Below are 17163 nucleotides of genomic sequence, written 5' to 3' on the forward strand. Positions count from 1 at the left end.
CATCTGGTCATGCTTGCTTTACGCAAAAATATGTGGCATCTTTCCGTCATAACGCAATCACTGAATCGCACGGACGGTGCTCGAATGGCAGACTTCGATTGGAAACAACTTCTGAAGCGCGGCCTGCTTCTCGCTTTGGAAGACCGGATGGGCGCCGAAACCCTGCGGGCCTTTCAACTCGTGCGAGATCACGCCGGTTTGGACAGGAAGCGTGGTCGCGAACTCGAAGGGCAAGCACGGTTCCGGATGATGGAGCAAGCATTCGAGGAAATTTGTGCGCGCTTTGACGGTCTGCCCCTAGCTGGTGGAGTGCTTCCCAACACCAACCTGAAGATTTTTCAGCCGTTCATGCGCTTCGGTGGGGAAGGTCCGGGTGTTATCCTTGGCCTTGCGGCCATGCCCGAGCCCAGCAAGCTTCCGGCCAAGAACCGGTCGCGCCTCGCGGGCGTCACGCTCAACTTCAGTCTTATGCCCAGTTTCGATTTCGACGGCTTGGGCCCGAAGCCGGGAGACATCTTCGTGCTCTTCTTGGTCGCCCGGGACCGCGAACAGTCCGGAAAGCTTGAGGAGATCGCGATTGGCGTGATCGACTCTGCCTACGATCAGTTTCTGTTTTACGAACGCCTTGACAAGTTCCTTGCCGATGATGCCGATGCCACCGAAACCGTACGCTCTTCTGCATCGGCTCCGTCCGACGTTGGACTGGTGCGCTTGAAATCGAAGGTGAAACCGTTCGTCCCCCCCGAGTTGCCGCCCGAGGTGGAGGACGATACCGGCACTAAATGAACGGTATCACTGATACCGACGGGAGGGTTGAATGCGCGTAGGAACGCCTGGCTTCATGCCAGAACGCCTAGCGGAACTGCGGGCTGCTCGGCGAATTCTGAGCATGAAGGAGCTGGCTCGGATAATCGGCGTCTCGCCTAGTGCCGTTTCCCGATGGGAAAACGGAACACATGCACCCGATGCAGATGCTCTCACGGCACTCTCTCGCGAACTGCGCGTTCGGCGGGAATATTTCTTGCGGCCCGTTCACGGCAGCGATCACCCGATGTTTTCGCGGTCGCTTTCCAGCGCGTTGAAGCGCGACACGTCTTATCAAGACACGCAGATGCAGTGGCTTCAGGAAATCTCCTCCATTCTGCAGCATTATGTGGATTTTCCTGCAGTCGATATTCCCGACATGATGAAAGGTCTGACGTACCGCCAACTGCGCGACGAGGATATCGAAGGCATTGCTCAAGATTTGCGGGGGCACTGGCGGCTCGGCCAAGGCCCGATTACGGACGTCGTCGCAATTCTCGAACGGATTGGGTGTGTCGTTGGTTCCATCGAGATGGGAACCTCGAAGCTAGACGGGCTATGCAGCTGGTCGCGCGGCGATGAACGACCCCACATCCTCCTGGCGACCGACAAGATGTCCTTGCCCCGCCGACAGATGGATGCGGCTCATGAACTGGGGCATGCGATCCTCCACAAGGGGGTCAGCCATGAAGAGCTGAAGTCGGACCTGAAGGAAATTGAGCGCCAGGCTTTCCGTTTTGCAAGCGCTTTCCTGTTGCCCGAGACCACCTATGTGCATGAAGTGCAACACTATTCATTGGCTGGTCTCGTTTCGGTCAAAGAGCGGTGGCGGGTTTCGGTCAAGGCACAGATCCGACGGCTCCTAGATCTCGACGTTATCCCAGAACACCATGGCACCCAACTCTACAAGAGTTACTCTGCCAATGGCTGGAACAAGGTGGAGCCACTGGATCGCGACTGGCCAGTTCCGGAACCTTCGATGTTGCGCAACGCCATCAGCCTCATTGTAGAATCCGGAACCCGAACCAAGGAAGATCTCCTTTCAGTCGAGTTCACGATGCATCCCTCCGACATAGAGAACCTGGCCGGACTTCCGAATGGTTGGTTCACCCGAGAAGGCAGCATTGTGCAGTTGTCGCTGAAATCCGATTCAGCGAAGCCGCTTGCCACGGCCCCTGCAGGAGAGGTTGTGCCTTTCACCCGCCGCTGATTTGGGAGTGGCAAGGGGGGGGGGCTCACGCCCCCCTCTCGAACTTCACCACGGGGATGCCGAGCTTCTTGGCCTTGTCGGCGAGGTTTTCCTGGATGCCGTTGCCCGGGAAGACGAGGACGCCGACGGGCAGAACATCCAACATGGCGTCGTTCCGCTTGAAGGGTGCCGCCTTGGCGTGCTTGGTCCAGTCGGGCTTGAAGGCCACCTGCGTCACGCCCCGGGACTCGGCCCATTTGGAGGCGATGAGTTCGGCGCCCTTTGGGCTTCCCCCGTGCAGCAGGACCATGTCGGGATACTTGGTCCGGACCTGGTCGAGCTTGCCCCAGATCAAGCGGTGATCGTTGAAGTCGGTCCCACCGGTCAGGGCGACCTTGGGGCCTGCGGGCAGCATCACCTCGGTCTCCGCGCGGCGCTTGGCGGCCAGGAAGTCGCGGCTGTCGATCAGCGCTGCGGTCATGTGCTGGCGGTTCACCATCGAACCGGTGCGGGGGCGCCAGATGGAGCCGGTGTGATGGACAAACTCGGTCGCGGCGTGATCACGCATCATGTCCATGCAGTTGCGCCGTTCGATCAGGGTCAGGCCTTCCGCCGTCAGGCGCTCGAGTTCGGTGGATTTCACCTCGGAGCCGTCCTGTTCGCGCTGGAGGCGGCGTTGGGCCTGCTCGTTCTCATCGAGCGACCGCTCGATCCGGGCCGTGGCGCGGTGGAAGAGGTTGACCTGGCCCCAGAGCACCTCTTCGAGGTCGGGTTCCATGCGGGTGTCTTCCAGGGTCGCGACGAGGGCGTCGAAGATGTCGGCGACGGCGACAGCCAGGCGCTGCCCATCGGGCATCGGGCGCGGATCGGGCTCGTCAAAGGGACGGTAGCCATAGAGCTGCAGCTCGTCGAGCGCATGGGCGGTCTGGGATGCGGTGTGGGCGGGTTCATACGCGTCGTCGTGGGTGTGGATCGTCATCGGTTCTTGCCTCCGGGCCTCAACTGGTCCGCGCGTCATCCCGCGCGGCCTTCATGGGCTGCGAAAGCCGTGGGAGGGGACGGCCCTTCACCCCCTTTCGGGGCCGGAACGCATGTGGAGGAGGACGGGGGGCGGCTGATTTGCTTCGCGATGCAAAGGCGGGGCTCGTCCCCGCCGGCGGAAATCAGTCGCCCCCCGTCCTTGAAGGGGCGGCCCCTTTGACGGCCGCCTGCCCATCTCTTGAAGGCCGTGTGGGTGACGGGTGGATGAGATTGCCCGGAAAGAGGCAAAGCGACGATCCAGAGCCATGACAGGGGCCCGTGATCCCTGCCCCGCTGTCCCCTGACCGGCCCCTGCGCGATGCAGCTCAGCCTGACAGGCGATGCCGATCCTCTGGCCCGATCTGACATGCCAGATGCTGGCGCAGTGCCTCCTTGCCGTTCGCCCGGAGATCATCGTTGAAATCCCCGAGAAGCGGTTCCAGCACCCGCACGGAAATCCCGACCTCGGTGGCTCTGGCGCTCAACCTCTCTGCCGCGCGTTGCCCGGCCGGATCGCGATCGATGGCGATGGAGAGGCGCTGCACCCCCTTCGGCAGCAGGACCGCCCCGAGGTGACCCGACGAGAGCGCCGCCCAGACGGGAAGGCCGGGCACTGCCTCGACAAGGGACAGCATGGTCTCGATGCCTTCGCCGATGACGAGGATGTCGTCATGCGGCATCAGCCTGACGGCATTGCCGAGAAGGTGACCCATGGCCCGCCGCTGCGTCTCGACGCCCGCTTTCCCCTGTCCGTCAGGTGCCAGCCAGGTGCGATGCACTCCCTGCAAAGCCCCTGCCCCATCGGTGACCGCGGCGATCAGAGCTGGTCTGGGGACGCTCCGGGTCTGACCCTCGTCCCGATGCCAGCACGTCGGGTGAAAGCGCAGGGCACTCATCATGCCGCCTTGGGTCAGGCCCCGGGAACGGAGGTAGGTGTCAGCAAGCGTGCCTGCGACCGGCACCGAGGCTGCAAAGAGCCGCGCCGCCGCCGCTGGTGTGCCACCGGGGGCCTTGGCCTTCTTCGGCGCAGGCGCATCCGGGAGAACCGGCTGCGGACGACCAAGATGCGCTCGGGCCTCGGCCAGAAGATCAGGAAAGCGGGAGATCCCGGTCCTCTCGCGGATGATGTCGAGCAGATCACCGTGCTCGCCCGTTGCGCCATCGGTGAACTTGCCAGCCGCGCCCGGCCCTGAGGCGGGTCCAGTCAGCCGCACAAAGAGCGACCGGCCGGGGTTGTTCTGCAGGTCGCCCACGATCCAGTAGGACCCTTCCCGCCGTCCGGCGGGAAGGTAAGCGCGACAGACGCTCTCTGCATTTTGCGCCAGAGCGCGGATCACCTCTTCGGTCTCGGAATACATGGCTCAACAACCCCCGCGTGCATGTAGTCCCGTCACAGGACAACGTGCAAGAAGCCGCTCGAGAACGGCGATGCCGGCAGGGTCGGTCGGGCAGAAGAGGCGGAGCTTCCAGCTGATGATCTCCGAGAAGAAGCCATCGGCTTTGAGCCGGTCCTTGGCGGCTTCCGTGAAGCCGGACAGCTCGATCCGGTTGACGCCCATAACGCGGGACCGGTGCAACTCCATTCCCTCGGCAAGCTGCACCACGGTCTTGCCCTCAAGAACGAGGGCATGGACCTGCGCCGCCGTGAGCTTCGGTGCGTCGTCAGCAAGAGTGGTCGCGACCCAGCCGGGCGAAACCCGGCGGCCGATAATGCGTTGACCGTCGTCAGTCTGCAGCCGGTAGACGCGGGTTTCGTCCTGGGGGAGCTGCTTCCAGATCGGCAAGAGAAGGCCAACCACGATGTGCAAGGTGGTCTCGCTGAACTCCGGCACCTCGGCCAGTTCCGCCGTCCAGGCGGTGGCGAAGGCCGAGCGGTCGGCCTCCAACCAGTGGGTGTCCTCCATGATCTTCGCGGGAACCGTGTTCGCCTCGGTCGGCCGGATCAGACGCAGGCGCGGTTCGATGGTGCCATCGTCCAGCATCAGACTGGTCGCGGGCACCTGTACCGCCGCGCGGCTTGAACGGCTGTTGACCAGAAGGCGTGCCTTCGGGTCGTGGAGCCAGTCGAGAGCGTCCGCGAGAGAAGTCGGCGTGTTCCGCCGCTTTTCCGCAATGGTCAGAAGCTGGGTTTCTGCGCCGGAGCCGGGATGGGTGTAGATCACCCGCGCATCGGTGACGCAGAAACTCTCGGCTCGCAGGGTCTCAAGCCCGAGGTCGTAGACCCCGGCGGCGATGGCGCCCTCGATTCGCTGATCGAGTAGGTCCTCGAAGGCCGAGAAGAGCACGGCCTGCATGTCGATGGTCAGTGCGAGCAGGCGATTGAGGAAGGTGGTGATCGGGGGCAGGTCATCCTTCAGCCCGTTATCGTCGGTAAGGCTGAGGCCGGTGGCATCCTCGAAGGCCCCGAGCGAACAATCCGCCACATCGCCGCGATAGATGCGGCGGTAAAGCTGGCGCAGGGCATCGCGGGCATAGGGGGACTCGAGGTTGTCCTCCGGTCGGAACAGCCCCTGCCCGCCGGTCTGGCGCTGCCCGCGGGTGATGGCCCCCAGCGTGTCGAGGCGGCGCGCGATGGTCGAGAGGAACCGCTTTTCCGCCTTCACATCGGTGGCCACCGGTCGGAACAGTGGCGGCTGCGCCTGATTGGTGCGGTTGGTCCGCCCGAGGCCCTGGATGGCAGCGTCCGCCTTCCAACCGGGTTCCAGCAGGTAGTGGACCCGCAGCCGCTGGTTCTTCGCCCCGAGATCAGCGTGATAGCTCCGCCCCGTGCCGCCGGCATCCGAGAAGATCAGGATGCGCTTCTGATCGTCCATGAAGGCGGCGGTTTCCGCGAGGTTGGCAGACCCCGCCCGGCTTTCGACGACAAGCCGCGCGGCATGTCCCTCGCCCCTGCGCACGATCCGCCGTGACCGGCCGGTGACCTCGGCCACGAGGTCGGTGCCGAAGCGCTGGACGATCTGGTCAAGCGCCCCGGGCACGGGTGGCAATGAAGCCAGCTTTTCGATCAGGGCATCGCGCCTCCGAGCGGCCTCGCGGCATTCGACCGGCTGGCCATCGCGCACGACAGGCCGCGACGACAGGTTGCCGTCGCCGTCGGTGAAGGGCTCGTAGAGCTGCACCGGGAAGGAATGAGCGAGGTAGTCGAGGACATATTCCCGCGGGGTGATGTCGACGCGGATGTCGTTCCATTCGTCGGTGGGGATCTCCGACAGGCGGCGTTCCATCAGCGCCTCGCCGGTCGAGACGATCTGGATGACGGCCGCATGGCCCAAGGTCAGATCGGCCTCGATGCTGGAAATGAGAGTAGGGGTTTTCATCGAGGTGAGCAGATGGCCGAAGAACCGTTGCTTCGCGGACTCAAAGGCCGAGCGGGCAGCGGACTTGGCCTGGCGGTTCAGCGTGCCGCTTTCGCCAGTGATGTTGGCGGCTTCCATCGCGGCGGCGAGGTTGTTGTGGATGATGGCAAAGGCCCCGGCATAGGCATCGTAGATGCCGCGCTGCTCGGGCGTCAGCGCATGTTCCAGCATCTCGTATTCGACGCCGTCATAAGAAAGCGACCGGGCCGTGTAGAGACCCAGCGAGCGCAGGTCGCGCGCCAGCACCTCCATGGCTGCCACGCCACCGGCTTCAATAGCCTCGACGAATTCCCCGCGGGTCGAGAAGGGGAAGTCTTCCCCGCCCCAAAGACCGAGCCGCTGCGCGTAAGCGAGGTTGTGAACTGAGGTCGCCCCAGTGGCTGAGACATAGACCACGCGGGCATTGGACAGCTTGTGCTGGAGCCGCAGGCCCGCCCTGCCCTGCTGCGAGGCTTCGGTGTCGCCGCGCTCGCCCTTGGACCCTGCAGCATTCGCCAAGGCATGGCTTTCATCGAACAAGATCACCCCGTCGAAGTCGGCACCCAGCCAGTCGACGATCTGGTCGACGCGGGATTTCTTGGCCCCGCGTTCCTCGGAGCGCAGTGTCGCATATGTAGTGAAGAGGACGCCTTCGGTCAGCGGGATGTCGCGGCCTTGGGCAAAGCGCGAGAGCGGCGTCACCAGAAGACGCTCTTGGCCGAGCGCCGACCAGTCGCGCTGAGCGTCCTCGAGCAGCTTGTCACTCTTCGAGATCCAGAGCGCCTTGCGTCGGCCTTGGGCCCAGTTGTCGAGCAGGATCCCGGCTGACTGGCGGCCCTTGCCCGCACCGGTGCCATCGCCAAGGAAGAAGCCACGGCGGAAGCGGACGGCGTCAGGGGCATCGTCGGGTGCGGCCGAGACCATGTCGCCAGTTTCGTCGACAATCCAAGACCCCGCGAGATATGCGCCATGCGCCTCACCGGCATAGATCACGGTCTCAAGCTGCGCGTCGGACAGCAGTCCGTCGCGCAGGACGGCGGCGGGGAGTTTCGGGCGGTAGGAAGGTTTCGGGGGCGCGACCGAAGCCATCGCCGCGGACTGGACCAGCTTGGTCGGGTGCGGGGCAGCGCCAGGGATGTCGATCGCCTGCAGGCGGAAGGTCTCATAAATGGCATCCGATAGGCGCATACCAGCTGCCCCGTCCTCGGTCGGACCGCGCAGGGTATAGGCAAGGTCTGCGGCCTCGATCTGTGGAGCGGTGTTGGTGGGGGGTGTTGCTGGCGTGGCGCGCGATGTGCTGATGGCCTTGCGCGTGGTGCGGGCAGGATTTCCCGGGACGGGGGAAGTGGCGCCCTGCCGGGCTGGTGCGACCTGCGCCAGCGCGAGGCGCGGGGGGACGTGGGCAGTGATCAGCGACAGCAGGCTGGCAACATCCGGCGAAATCGGGCGCGCCAGATCGGCGGTGATGCCGCCTTGCTCACCGCCCCGGCATTTGTCGAAGACCGAGATCCGGGTCTCGAAGCTGGTGCCGTGTTTGGCGAATGCGGCACCGGAGACGGCACCGGTGAAGACCAGATGGGCAGACTCGGTCAGGCGGGCGAAGGTTTCCGCCCATGCCGGAGCGTCGGGCCCGAAACCGGCGCCGGTGATGGCCACGAGCCGCCCACCGGGGGCAAGGCGCGCGAGCGCCGATCGCAAATGCCGGGATGTCGCCTCGGTCGTCCGGCCATCGACATTGGCCACAGCCGAGAAGGGCGGGTTCATCAGGATGACGCTCGGGCGCAAGCCCGCGTCGAGGTGATCGTCGATCTGTGCGGCGTCGAAACTGGTGACAGGGTACCCCGGAAAGAGGAGGCGCAGAAGGTCGGCGCGGGTGTCGGCCAACTCGTTCAGCGCAAGGCTGCCACCCGCGATCTCAGCGAGGATCGCCAGAAGCCCGGTCCCGGCCGAAGGCTCAAGGACCAGGTCACGCGGCGTGATCTGTGCGGCGGCCAGTGCAGCGAGCCCCATGGGCAGCGGCGTCGAGAATTGCTGGAATCGCTCCATCTCCTCCGAGCGCCGGGTATGCGTCGGCAAGAGGCCCGCCACCTTGGCAAGGACCGGCAGCAGGGCAGCGGGCGAGCCAGCCCGGGCCAAAAGCGCACGGCCGAATTTCCGCAGGAAGAGGACCAGCGCCACCTCGCCCGCCTCATAGGCGAGCTTCCAGTCCCAGTCGCCGTCGGCATCCGAGCCGCCGAAGGCACGCTCCATCTCGAGGCGCAGACGCAGCGCGTCGATCTGGAAGCCCTTCGCCAGATCGGGCTGCAGCGCCTCGGCCACGGCGAGGATCGCGCGCGCGGCATCGCGAGATGGAACAGGAACGGGAGGCGCAACAGGCGCGAGATATGTCATCGGGGAACTCCGGAATGAAGGACAGGATCAGGCCCGGACACCCTCTCTCGGGCACCCTCAGGCCTGATCTTCCCCGGCCCCCCCTCTTCCTCTCGAGCCGACGCGTCCCGGACGCTTGGCTTGATTTTGTTCCTGTTATGTTCTATCTTTGGGACCAAGCCAGAAAGGGAGTTTCCCGATGGACAGCACCACGCATGCCCTGCCCGCGACGCCCAAGCAGATCGCCTACGCGCGCTCGCTCGCCGTGCGCAACCAGACCCTCCTGCCCTGGGAGGTTCATCAGGACCGTCGGTCCCTGAGTGCCTGGATCGATGCGCAGGCCCAGCTGAAGCCGGTGTCGGACATGGAGCGGCTGCCGACCTCAAAGCAGGTGGCCTTCGCGGAGAAGCTCGCACGGATCAAGCGCCGCGCCGTCCCGGATGAATGCTTCCGCGACAAGGGGCTCATGTCGAAGTGGATCGACGGGAACAGGTGATCGAGCATCTCAGACGAGCGGCAACTGTGCTCTGTTAGATGTACTCGATGTCGAGATGTGATGCCAGCAGTGGGATGCCCTTGCGTTTGGCCCGGGAGACAGGTCGTTGCAAGGAACGCCGCGCAAACCCGGAAACCACCTTACCAAAAGTAGCACCCCTGTTGACCCGCGATTGCCTTGGCTAAAAACAGGACATCTTCATCGAGAGAAAGGGTTGTGTGCGTGGTGCACCTATGCAGATTCAGCGCCAAATGGGGTGTTGGTCGGGTTCATCAAAGGCTGATTTTCGGCACATGCGATTGGAAGTCTACACCAACATGGCCCTTACCGGGCCTGTCGGCTTGGACCGCGTCGGAAGGTAAATCGCGGCTGATCAGATCATTCCCCTGACGCTGGACCTGTGGAAAAATCGGCCAACTTCATCTTTGCCGATGCCGACCCTGACATTGCCGCGACCGGGGCGGTGAAGAATTTCACTCTGAATGCAGGGCAGGTCTGTTAAGTGGGCACGCGGCATTTTATGCGGCGCGCAGAGTATCCGACGTTCGTGACGACGGTAAAGCGCGTGGCCGAGGCACTTGTGCCCGGCGAAACACTTGGGGCCGACCATCACACCACAGCAGTTTGGCCGGGTACAGGCGTTCTTCGACGTGGCGAAATTGGACGAGGCCAAATTGATTACTGGTGGCGCAGCTGCCACGATCACAGGGCAGGACGGCGGCCTCGACATCGCCCCGGCAGTCTATGCTGATGTGACCAACTATATGCGCGTGGCCCGCGAAGAGGCATTCGGCCCAGTGGGCGTGCTCATCCCCTTTGACACTGACCATAATGCAAGCCGTATCGCCAATGGCAGCGACCATGGCCTGATCGGCGCGCTGTGAACCCGCACTATCAGTCGTGGCCTGCGCGTGGCCGTCCGGGTAAAGGCAGGGCAGTGTCTCATCAAGGTCTGGAATACGGTGTCGTTGCAAACGCCCTTTGGCGTCCACAAAAACAATGAATATGGCCGCAAAAAGGGCATCGAGGCGATCCACCACTATTCACACTTCGGGATGACAACGGTCAGAATGCAGCGCGTTGAATTGCTGCTTCACATTGATATTGTTGCTGAATATTCGCTGGTCATTATTCAATCATAGAAAAGCGCACAGTGCCTGTTCGTTGCATTCGCTGATCAGGTCATACTCGTTGTGCCAAACTGCGCTAAAGGACCGACGGAGACATCCGATTACGACCCACGGAAATCCGCCTTTATTTGATATATGAAAGGGTACCTGATGTTGACACGTCGCTCCTTCGCCCTGATGGGCGCCGCCTTTGGCACAAGTGCCGCACTCCCCGCTTTTGCCCGCGCGCCGCTTGGTGTGACCCTGCCCAGCTTTCACCGTGTCAAAGTGGGCACTACTGAGGTAACAGCACTTTTGGACGGCGTTCTGGCGCTGAGCCCCGATTACTTCTCGGGCGTCGATCCCGCCAATATGGCCGCTATCCTGGAGTCGGTCGGTCAGGATTCCACGCTGGAAACCCCGATCAACACCTTTGTCGTGAACACCGAAACCGGCACCTATCTGGTCGATGCAGGTCTTGGGGGCGCACAGCTGTTCGGCCCCGGCCTTGGCAATACGCTGGCCAACCTGACCGCCGTTGGCATCACGCCCGACCAGATCGACGGCGTGATCCTGACCCACGCGCACCCCGATCACGCCGAGGGGCTGGTGGACGCGGAAGGCAAAGCGGTCTTCCCGAATGCCGAGATCGTCGTCCATGAAGCCGAGATGAAGTTCTGGGGCGATGACGCGATCCTTGCCCAAGCCCCCGACAGTGCCAAGGGCCTGTTCGAATCCGCCCGTCGCACGCTTGGCGCCTATGCCGACCGCACGCGGCAAGTGGCCGAAAGTGAGGTGTTCCCCGGCCTGACGCTGAAGCACGCGCCTGGCCATACGATGGGTCATGCGGTGCTGCACATTGCCAGCGGTGACCAGCAGATGATGATCATGGGCGACACGCTGCACAACATCGCCATCCACACGGCGGTGCCTGAGGCCGGTTTCGGGTTTGATACCGATGCCACCCTTGCGGCGCAGTCGCGCCGCAAACTGTTGGATATGGCAGCCGCCGATGGCATCCTGACGGCGTTCACCCATGTTAACTTCCCCGGCTTTGGCAAATTCAAGGCCAAGGACAGCGGCTTTGTCTATCTGCCGGCTGATTGGGTCTGATCCCAAACAAGACGGATGGATGGGGATATCCCATCCATCCGCCCAATCTTCCCGCGTCATACCCCGAAAGTTTCCGACATCATGACCCAGCTTACCGTTGATGCCCGCGTTGTCGCCCGCTTGACCGGCACCTTGCCCGAAGGCGGTTTTGAAGAGGGCACGCCGATCTGGACCTGTGACGCGCCGGGCCTGCTGGACCCAGCACACGCACCCGAAACACGGCTTGAAGCCGTGCCGTTGGGCGAAAAGCTGGCCTTTCTGATGGAAGACGTGATCACCCGCGCCGAAGCGGCGCGGTTTATCGACCTGACCGAAAGTCTGGGCTACCGCGATGCTGCCCCCGGCATTCAGACCCCTCCGGGCATGCGCCGCAACAAGACCGTGCACTGGATTGCGCCCGAGGCGGCCATGGCAGAACTGCACCGCCGCTTGAAACCCTTGCTTCCCGCCACGCTTGAAGGGCGCGCACTGTCACCGCGTCTTAGCCAGCGGATCAACATGTACCGTTACGATATCGGGGATGAATTTAACCTGCATACCGATGGCGACTGGCCGGGATTCGGGCTTTCGACAGACGGCACGGCCATGGCGCAATGGCGCGGCACCCATTCAATGCTGACGATGCTATTGTACCTGAACGGTTCCGAGGATGGCATCATCGGCGGCGAAACGGTGCTTTACGACAAGGGCGAAGCCGGGGCCACCATCACCCCCCACACCGGGCGGGCTCTATTCTTTCGCCACGGGCAGAACCGGGCGTCAGTGTTGCATGCAGGCGCACGGTTGGGCGCGGGTACCAGCAAATATGTGGCGCGCATCAACGTCATGTATGATCTGTAATCAGTTGCAGCCGGTCAGTTCGAAGCACCAAGGTGCTTGTAGACCGTGGTGCGCGACATGCCCAGTTCCTGCGCCGCACGCGTTACGTTGCCGTCGTGGCGGCGCACGGCTGCTCGCACGGCAAGGCACTGATCGGCCTTCCACTGCACGCCTTTACAACTGGCACAGGCATGTTGAATCGTAGGGGGTGACCTATTGACCAGCAGGCCTGCGAAATCCGCCATCTGCACAGGCCCGCTCTGCCGCCGCCCCGCGGCTTGGGCCATCGCCGCCCGCAATTCGCGCAGGTTGCCCGGCCAATCATGTGCCGCCAGCAGGTCTGCGACCCCTCGCCCAAGCGTGGCATCAGCGCGTGCTGCCCGCGCAAAGCGCAATGCGAGCGCGGGCAGATCACTGCGGTCGTTCAACAATGGCAGGGTAATTACCGTCCCCATCGCTGCATAGCGCAGTTGTGGGACAAGGTCAGCCGCAGCCGGGGCAGTGGTCGCGCCGAGCAAGAACAGGACATCGGGCCGCACAAGCGCGCCGGTCATCGGATGGCGATATTCGCCCTGTTCCAGCAGCCGAGCGATGACCATCTGCAAGGGTCCGGCAAGGGCCGTCATGTCCCCAAGATACAGGCTGCCCCCTGCCGCCTCGGCCAAAAGGCCCGTGCTTTCCGTCTGTCCCAGCAGTGTTGTGACTGCCTGCGCGGCATTCAAAGTGGCTGCATCCACCGCCACGAACGGCTTGCCCTTCCGCGCGATGGCGTGGGCAATGCGGGCATAGGTTTCTTTGCCCGTACCACTTTGCCCGATCAGGCAGATTGGCTGGCCGTTGCGCGCCGCATCCGGCAGGCCGGACAGCGCGCGACGCAGGTCGGGGTCATCCAGCACGATCTCGCGGAACGGGTCGGCTTCGCGGTCTGCGACAGCAACAGGTTTGGCGGGCATCGACACCGCTGGGCTTTGCCGCCCCGCCAGCGCGAAGCTGGCGCGGTTTGCCACGCAGCGCATCGACACACCCGACCCCATTCTGTCACGCAGGCGCAGGGTTTCGCCCTGCAGCAGGCGCTGCGCAATATCCTCGAACTGCCGGTCGAACAGCCGGTCAAACCGTTCGGATAGCAGGTTTTTGAACCCGGTCAGAAACATCTCGCCCCGCCGGTTCACGGCATGGATCCGAAACTCTTCATCCAGCACCAGCATGCCCACCGACAGCGTACCCAGATATTCCGGTCTTGGGTGGAACTGCAAAACGATCATCCGGTCATGTGTGGCGCGAATTAGGCTGTTTTCTATGTTGCTCGCCGACATCTGCACCAGCGCCGCCGTATGTTGCTGCCGGATCGTGGACCCGGATGACGCATCCAGCACCCCCGCCAGACCACCTCGCCCGTCAAAGATCGGGGCCGAAATGCAACTAACATCGCCATGCGCGCGCAGGAAATGTTCGCCACCGTAAATCTGCGTCGGAGCGCGGTTGATGATGCACAGACCCAAGGCGTTCGTACCCCGTGTCGCTTCTGTCCAGACCGACCCCGCAATGACGGCTCGCCCTGCATCAGTATCGGCGAACTGACCGTCGGTCAGCGTGTCCAGCACCACCCCATCGGGCGATCCAAGCGCGATCATAAAATTTGACCCGGCGATCTGGTCGAACAGCAGTTCCAGCTCTGGCCGAGCGAAATGGATCAGGTCGGCGTGGTCCGCGCGGCTGGCGCGAAAGGCTGTGTCAGTAAGAACCAGGCCCTCGCTGCGCGCCAGCGGATCAAGCCCGAACCCAAGACTGCGCAGCCAGCTATCAGAGATATCACCCGGCAATGCGCCGCCCGGAAACCGCCCTTGCGATTCAAGCATCATGCGAGCGCGCGACAGCGCCGCGCTTTGATGTGACATTGTCGGTCCTCCTCCCCAGGCTGACCCCCCTTTTTGCTAAGTGGCCAGAGCCGTTTTGTCAACGCGCCAACCGATTCGCAGGCGACTGTCCAGATTTTGCACAGTGGCCGGATGATGGGGCCGCATGCTGTCCACATGGCTCTGAATCGCTTGGACTCTGTTCAGAAAACCCACGCTCTGGGGCTGTTTCGTCCACATTTTGAACGCTTCCGCAGGGGGGAAGCCTTTGATTTGCCGGGCCGACGGAAGGCTGCTTTGTCGGTCATGCAACCACAATGCCCGACCGGGCGGAAAACAGGAAAGGTCACCCAATGAAGGCGCAGGTTCTTCACAAATACGACATGGCTTTGACCGCGCCAAACTGGGTGACCTTGCAAGATGTGCCGGATCCCAAGATTGCAAAATCGACAGATGTAATTGTTCGCATCGGCGGGGCCGGTGTGTGCCGCACCGATCTTCATATCGTTGAAGGCGTGTGGATGCCGATCACCGACCCCACCGGCGATAAGCTGCTGCCGCTCATTATGGGGCATGAGAACGCAGGCTGGGTCGAAGAAATCGGCCCTGAGGTTGAAGGCTTCAAGATTGGCGATCCGGTCATCGTGCACCCGAAGGTCACGGGTGGCACTTGTCTTGCCTGCCGCCGTGGCCATGACATGCACGGTGACGGCAAGTTTCCGGGGCTGGACAGCAACGGCGGCTATGCCGAGGCGCTGCTGACATCGTCGCGCAATCTTGTAGCCTTGCCCAAGACGCTGGCCCCCAAGGACGTGGCCCCTTATGCCGACGCCGGACTGACGGCCTACCGCGCAGCCAAGAAAGCCGCGCAAGTGTTGCTGCCCGACCAGACGGCGGTTGTCATCGGCGCGGGCGGTCTGGGCCACATCGGTGTGCAGGTTCTGCGCGCCATGTGTGCAGCGCGGATCATCGTCGTTGATATTTCCGATGTGTCGCTGAAACTGGCAGGTGAAGGCGGGGCCGATCATCTGGTCAAGGCTGACGGTGACGAGGTTGACGCCGTGCTGGCGCTGACTGGCGGCAAGGGAGCCGAGGCAGTGATCGACTTCGTGGGCGAAAAAGGCACCACGAAGAAGGGGCTCGACATGACCCGAGCCAACGGCAGCTATTACATCGTGGGATACGGCGAAAACATCAATATTCCCACCGTTGACCTGATCTCTACCGAGCGAAACATTATCGGCAATCTTGTCGGCACCTGGGCCGAACTGACCGAATTGATGGCGCTGGCTGACCGCGGTTTGGTGGAACTGGCGACCAAGCACTACAAACTCAGCGAAGCAAATCAGGCACTGCAAGACCTGCACCACGGCAAGATCAAGGGACGTGCGGTTCTGGTCCCCTGACCGTCCGCTTCCCTTGCAATAAACATGATCTTTCGGGAGGAAACCATGACCAAGACAACGCTGCGCGGCGCGTTTGCCGCAACGACGGCCCTGAGCCTGATTGCCAGCACGGCAATGGCTGAGGATTACACCAAATACGGCATCAAGGCCGATGTGCCGGGCACCTGTTCCTTCGAAGCGATTGATGCCAAGGACTACACCGGGCGCACGCTGAACATCATCACCCATGCCATCCCGGTGATCGGCGAGCCGACAGCGCTGCACGCTCAGCAGTTTCAGGAACTGACCGGGGCCACCGTCAACGTGGTGCACGTGCCGTTCGGCGATCTGTTCCAGCGGATCATGATTCCGTTCCAGACACAGCAGGCGGCGTATGACGTGCTGTTCCATGCCTCGCTGTGGCTGGGGGATTTCAGTCCGTTTTTTGCCGAAGTGCCTGCGGCATATCAGGAAACATCGGGGATGAAATCTGTGACCGACACCTACCGTGGCGTGTCGCTTGTGGATGGCAAGCTGTTGCAATACCCGATGGACGGCGACCGCCATTATCTGAAGTACCGCAGCGATGTGTTCGCAAACCCGGATATGCAGGCGAAGTTCAAAGAGGCCACTGGCCGCGATCTGACCGTGCCTGCAACATGGGAGGAATATAACGAGGTCGCCGCCGTATTCAACGATTTCGACTTTGACGGCGACGGTGCGCCGAACTTCGGCACTGCCGAAGTGACCAAGCGCGACGACTTGATGTTTTCCGCCTTCATCAGCCGTGTTGCGGCCTATGCCAAGCACCCCGACGTGAAGGGTGGTTTCTTCTTTGATCTGGAAACCATGACGCCCCTGATCAACACCCCCGGCTGGGTGCGCGGGCTGGAACTGTTCGTGGCGGCACAGGCGTCGATGCCGCCCGGTGGCACGTCTTTCGGTCTGGGGGATGAGATCTTTTCGTTCGGTGGCGGGCAGACATTGATGTCCTATTCATGGGACGATGCTTTCATTCAGGCCATGCAGGCTGACAGCCCGATCCGCAATAAGGTGGCCGCAGCACCCTTGCCGGGCGCGAAAGAGGTCTGGAACCGCACCACCGGCGCGTGGGATACGTTCGAGACGCCAAATCAGGTATCATATGTCACCTGGGGTTGGTCGTCTGCAGTGGCCGCGGCAAGCCCCAATCAGGATATGGCATTCGACTATCTGTGCTTCTTTTCCAACGAGGCGAACACCATGGCTGACCTGCAAATCGGCCGCTTTGGCGTGAACCCGTACCGGGCCGAACATTTCGACCCGGCGTTCTATCAGAACGACCTTGGCTGGGATGCTGCCGTTGCCACCACCTATGCCGACACGCTGAAGGCGGTGGACAGCGCCCCCAATCAGGTGTTCGACCTGCGCGTCCCGGGGGTGGGCGAGTTCATGTCGTCGCTGGCTGCAGGTGTGGCACGGGCGCAATCGGGCGAGGCCACGGCGCAAGAGGCGCTGGATGGTGTGGCCGCCGAATGGACCGCAATCGTGGACCGGATTGGCAAGGACAAGGTGAAAGCCGCCTATGCAAACGTGGTGGCACTGGAAGACAAGTGATCAAAGGGGGGCTGTTGCAGCCCCCCCCACCCCCATCGCCTCCCCATGGGGGAGGCCCCTGCACTGACGTG

The 17163-nt window shown here is 62.7% G+C and carries 11 protein-coding genes and 1 pseudogene; 8 read left to right on the forward strand and 4 right to left on the reverse strand.

What is annotated here, in order from left to right; genetic code table 11:
• Nucleotides 1-84: 84 nt before the first annotated feature.
• Both CUR21_RS05325 and CUR21_RS05330 read left to right on the forward strand, forming a co-directional pair.
• Entirely contained in the window at nt 85-786 is a 702-nt protein-coding gene (locus tag CUR21_RS05325; RefSeq protein ID WP_100195997.1) for a hypothetical protein, read from the forward strand.
• A gap of 31 nt (nt 787-817) precedes the next feature.
• Nucleotides 818-2014, forward strand: a complete 1197-nt coding sequence (locus CUR21_RS05330; protein WP_100195998.1) for an ImmA/IrrE family metallo-endopeptidase — start codon at nt 818-820, stop codon at nt 2012-2014.
• A 25-nt stretch (nt 2015-2039) separates the two neighbouring features.
• Here the strand turns inward: CUR21_RS05330 and CUR21_RS05335 are convergent, their stop codons facing one another.
• From CUR21_RS05335 to CUR21_RS05345, 3 genes are all read right to left on the reverse strand, one after another.
• Entirely contained in the window at nt 2040-2972 is a 933-nt protein-coding gene (locus CUR21_RS05335; protein WP_100195999.1) for a DUF2493 domain-containing protein, read from the reverse strand.
• Between the two features lie 367 nt (nt 2973-3339).
• Nucleotides 3340-4371, reverse strand: coding sequence for a toprim domain-containing protein (locus CUR21_RS05340; RefSeq protein ID WP_100196000.1), 1032 nt, complete (start codon nt 4369-4371; stop codon nt 3340-3342).
• Between the two features lie 3 nt (nt 4372-4374).
• Nucleotides 4375-8739, reverse strand: a complete 4365-nt coding sequence (locus tag CUR21_RS05345) for a strawberry notch family protein (protein ID WP_100196001.1) — start codon at nt 8737-8739, stop codon at nt 4375-4377.
• A gap of 178 nt (nt 8740-8917) precedes the next feature.
• Here CUR21_RS05345 and CUR21_RS05350 point away from each other — a divergent pair, with 178 nt between their 5' ends.
• The 4 genes and pseudogenes from CUR21_RS05350 to CUR21_RS05370 all read left to right on the forward strand — a co-directional run bounded on the left by CUR21_RS05350 (nt 8918) and on the right by CUR21_RS05370 (nt 12276).
• Nucleotides 8918-9214 (forward strand): hypothetical protein, encoded by a 297-nt coding sequence (locus CUR21_RS05350; protein WP_100196002.1) that lies wholly within the window; start codon nt 8918-8920, stop codon nt 9212-9214.
• Between the two features lie 596 nt (nt 9215-9810).
• A pseudogene (locus CUR21_RS19035) lies at nt 9811-10356 on the forward strand (aldehyde dehydrogenase family protein).
• A 138-nt stretch (nt 10357-10494) separates the two neighbouring features.
• Nucleotides 10495-11436 carry an MBL fold metallo-hydrolase gene (locus CUR21_RS05365; RefSeq protein WP_157791940.1) on the forward strand — a complete coding sequence of 314 codons (942 nt, stop codon included), beginning with the start codon at nt 10495-10497 and terminating at the stop codon, nt 11434-11436.
• An 81-nt stretch (nt 11437-11517) separates the two neighbouring features.
• On the forward strand, nt 11518-12276 hold the full coding sequence (locus tag CUR21_RS05370) for a 2OG-Fe(II) oxygenase (RefSeq protein ID WP_157791941.1): 759 nt from the start codon (nt 11518-11520) through the stop codon (nt 12274-12276).
• Nucleotides 12277-12290: 14 nt separating this feature from the next.
• Here the strand turns inward: CUR21_RS05370 and CUR21_RS05375 are convergent, their stop codons facing one another.
• Nucleotides 12291-14153 carry a sigma-54-dependent Fis family transcriptional regulator gene (locus CUR21_RS05375; RefSeq protein ID WP_100196110.1) on the reverse strand — a complete coding sequence of 621 codons (1863 nt, stop codon included), beginning with the start codon at nt 14151-14153 and terminating at the stop codon, nt 12291-12293.
• Nucleotides 14154-14428: 275 nt separating this feature from the next.
• On the opposite strand from CUR21_RS05375, the gene CUR21_RS05380 reads away from it, so the two are divergent.
• Nucleotides 14429-15517 (forward strand): NAD(P)-dependent alcohol dehydrogenase, encoded by a 1089-nt coding sequence (locus CUR21_RS05380; RefSeq protein ID WP_232622698.1) that lies wholly within the window; start codon nt 14429-14431, stop codon nt 15515-15517.
• Nucleotides 15518-15562: 45 nt separating this feature from the next.
• Nucleotides 15563-17092: an extracellular solute-binding protein gene (locus CUR21_RS05385; RefSeq protein WP_100196111.1), complete on the forward strand. Its 1530-nt coding sequence runs from the start codon at nt 15563-15565 to the stop codon at nt 17090-17092.
• Nucleotides 17093-17163 lie beyond the last annotated feature (71 nt).

Source organism: Pseudorhodobacter sp. MZDSW-24AT (genome assembly GCF_002794355.1).
Taxonomy (GTDB): domain Bacteria; phylum Pseudomonadota; class Alphaproteobacteria; order Rhodobacterales; family Rhodobacteraceae; genus Pseudotabrizicola.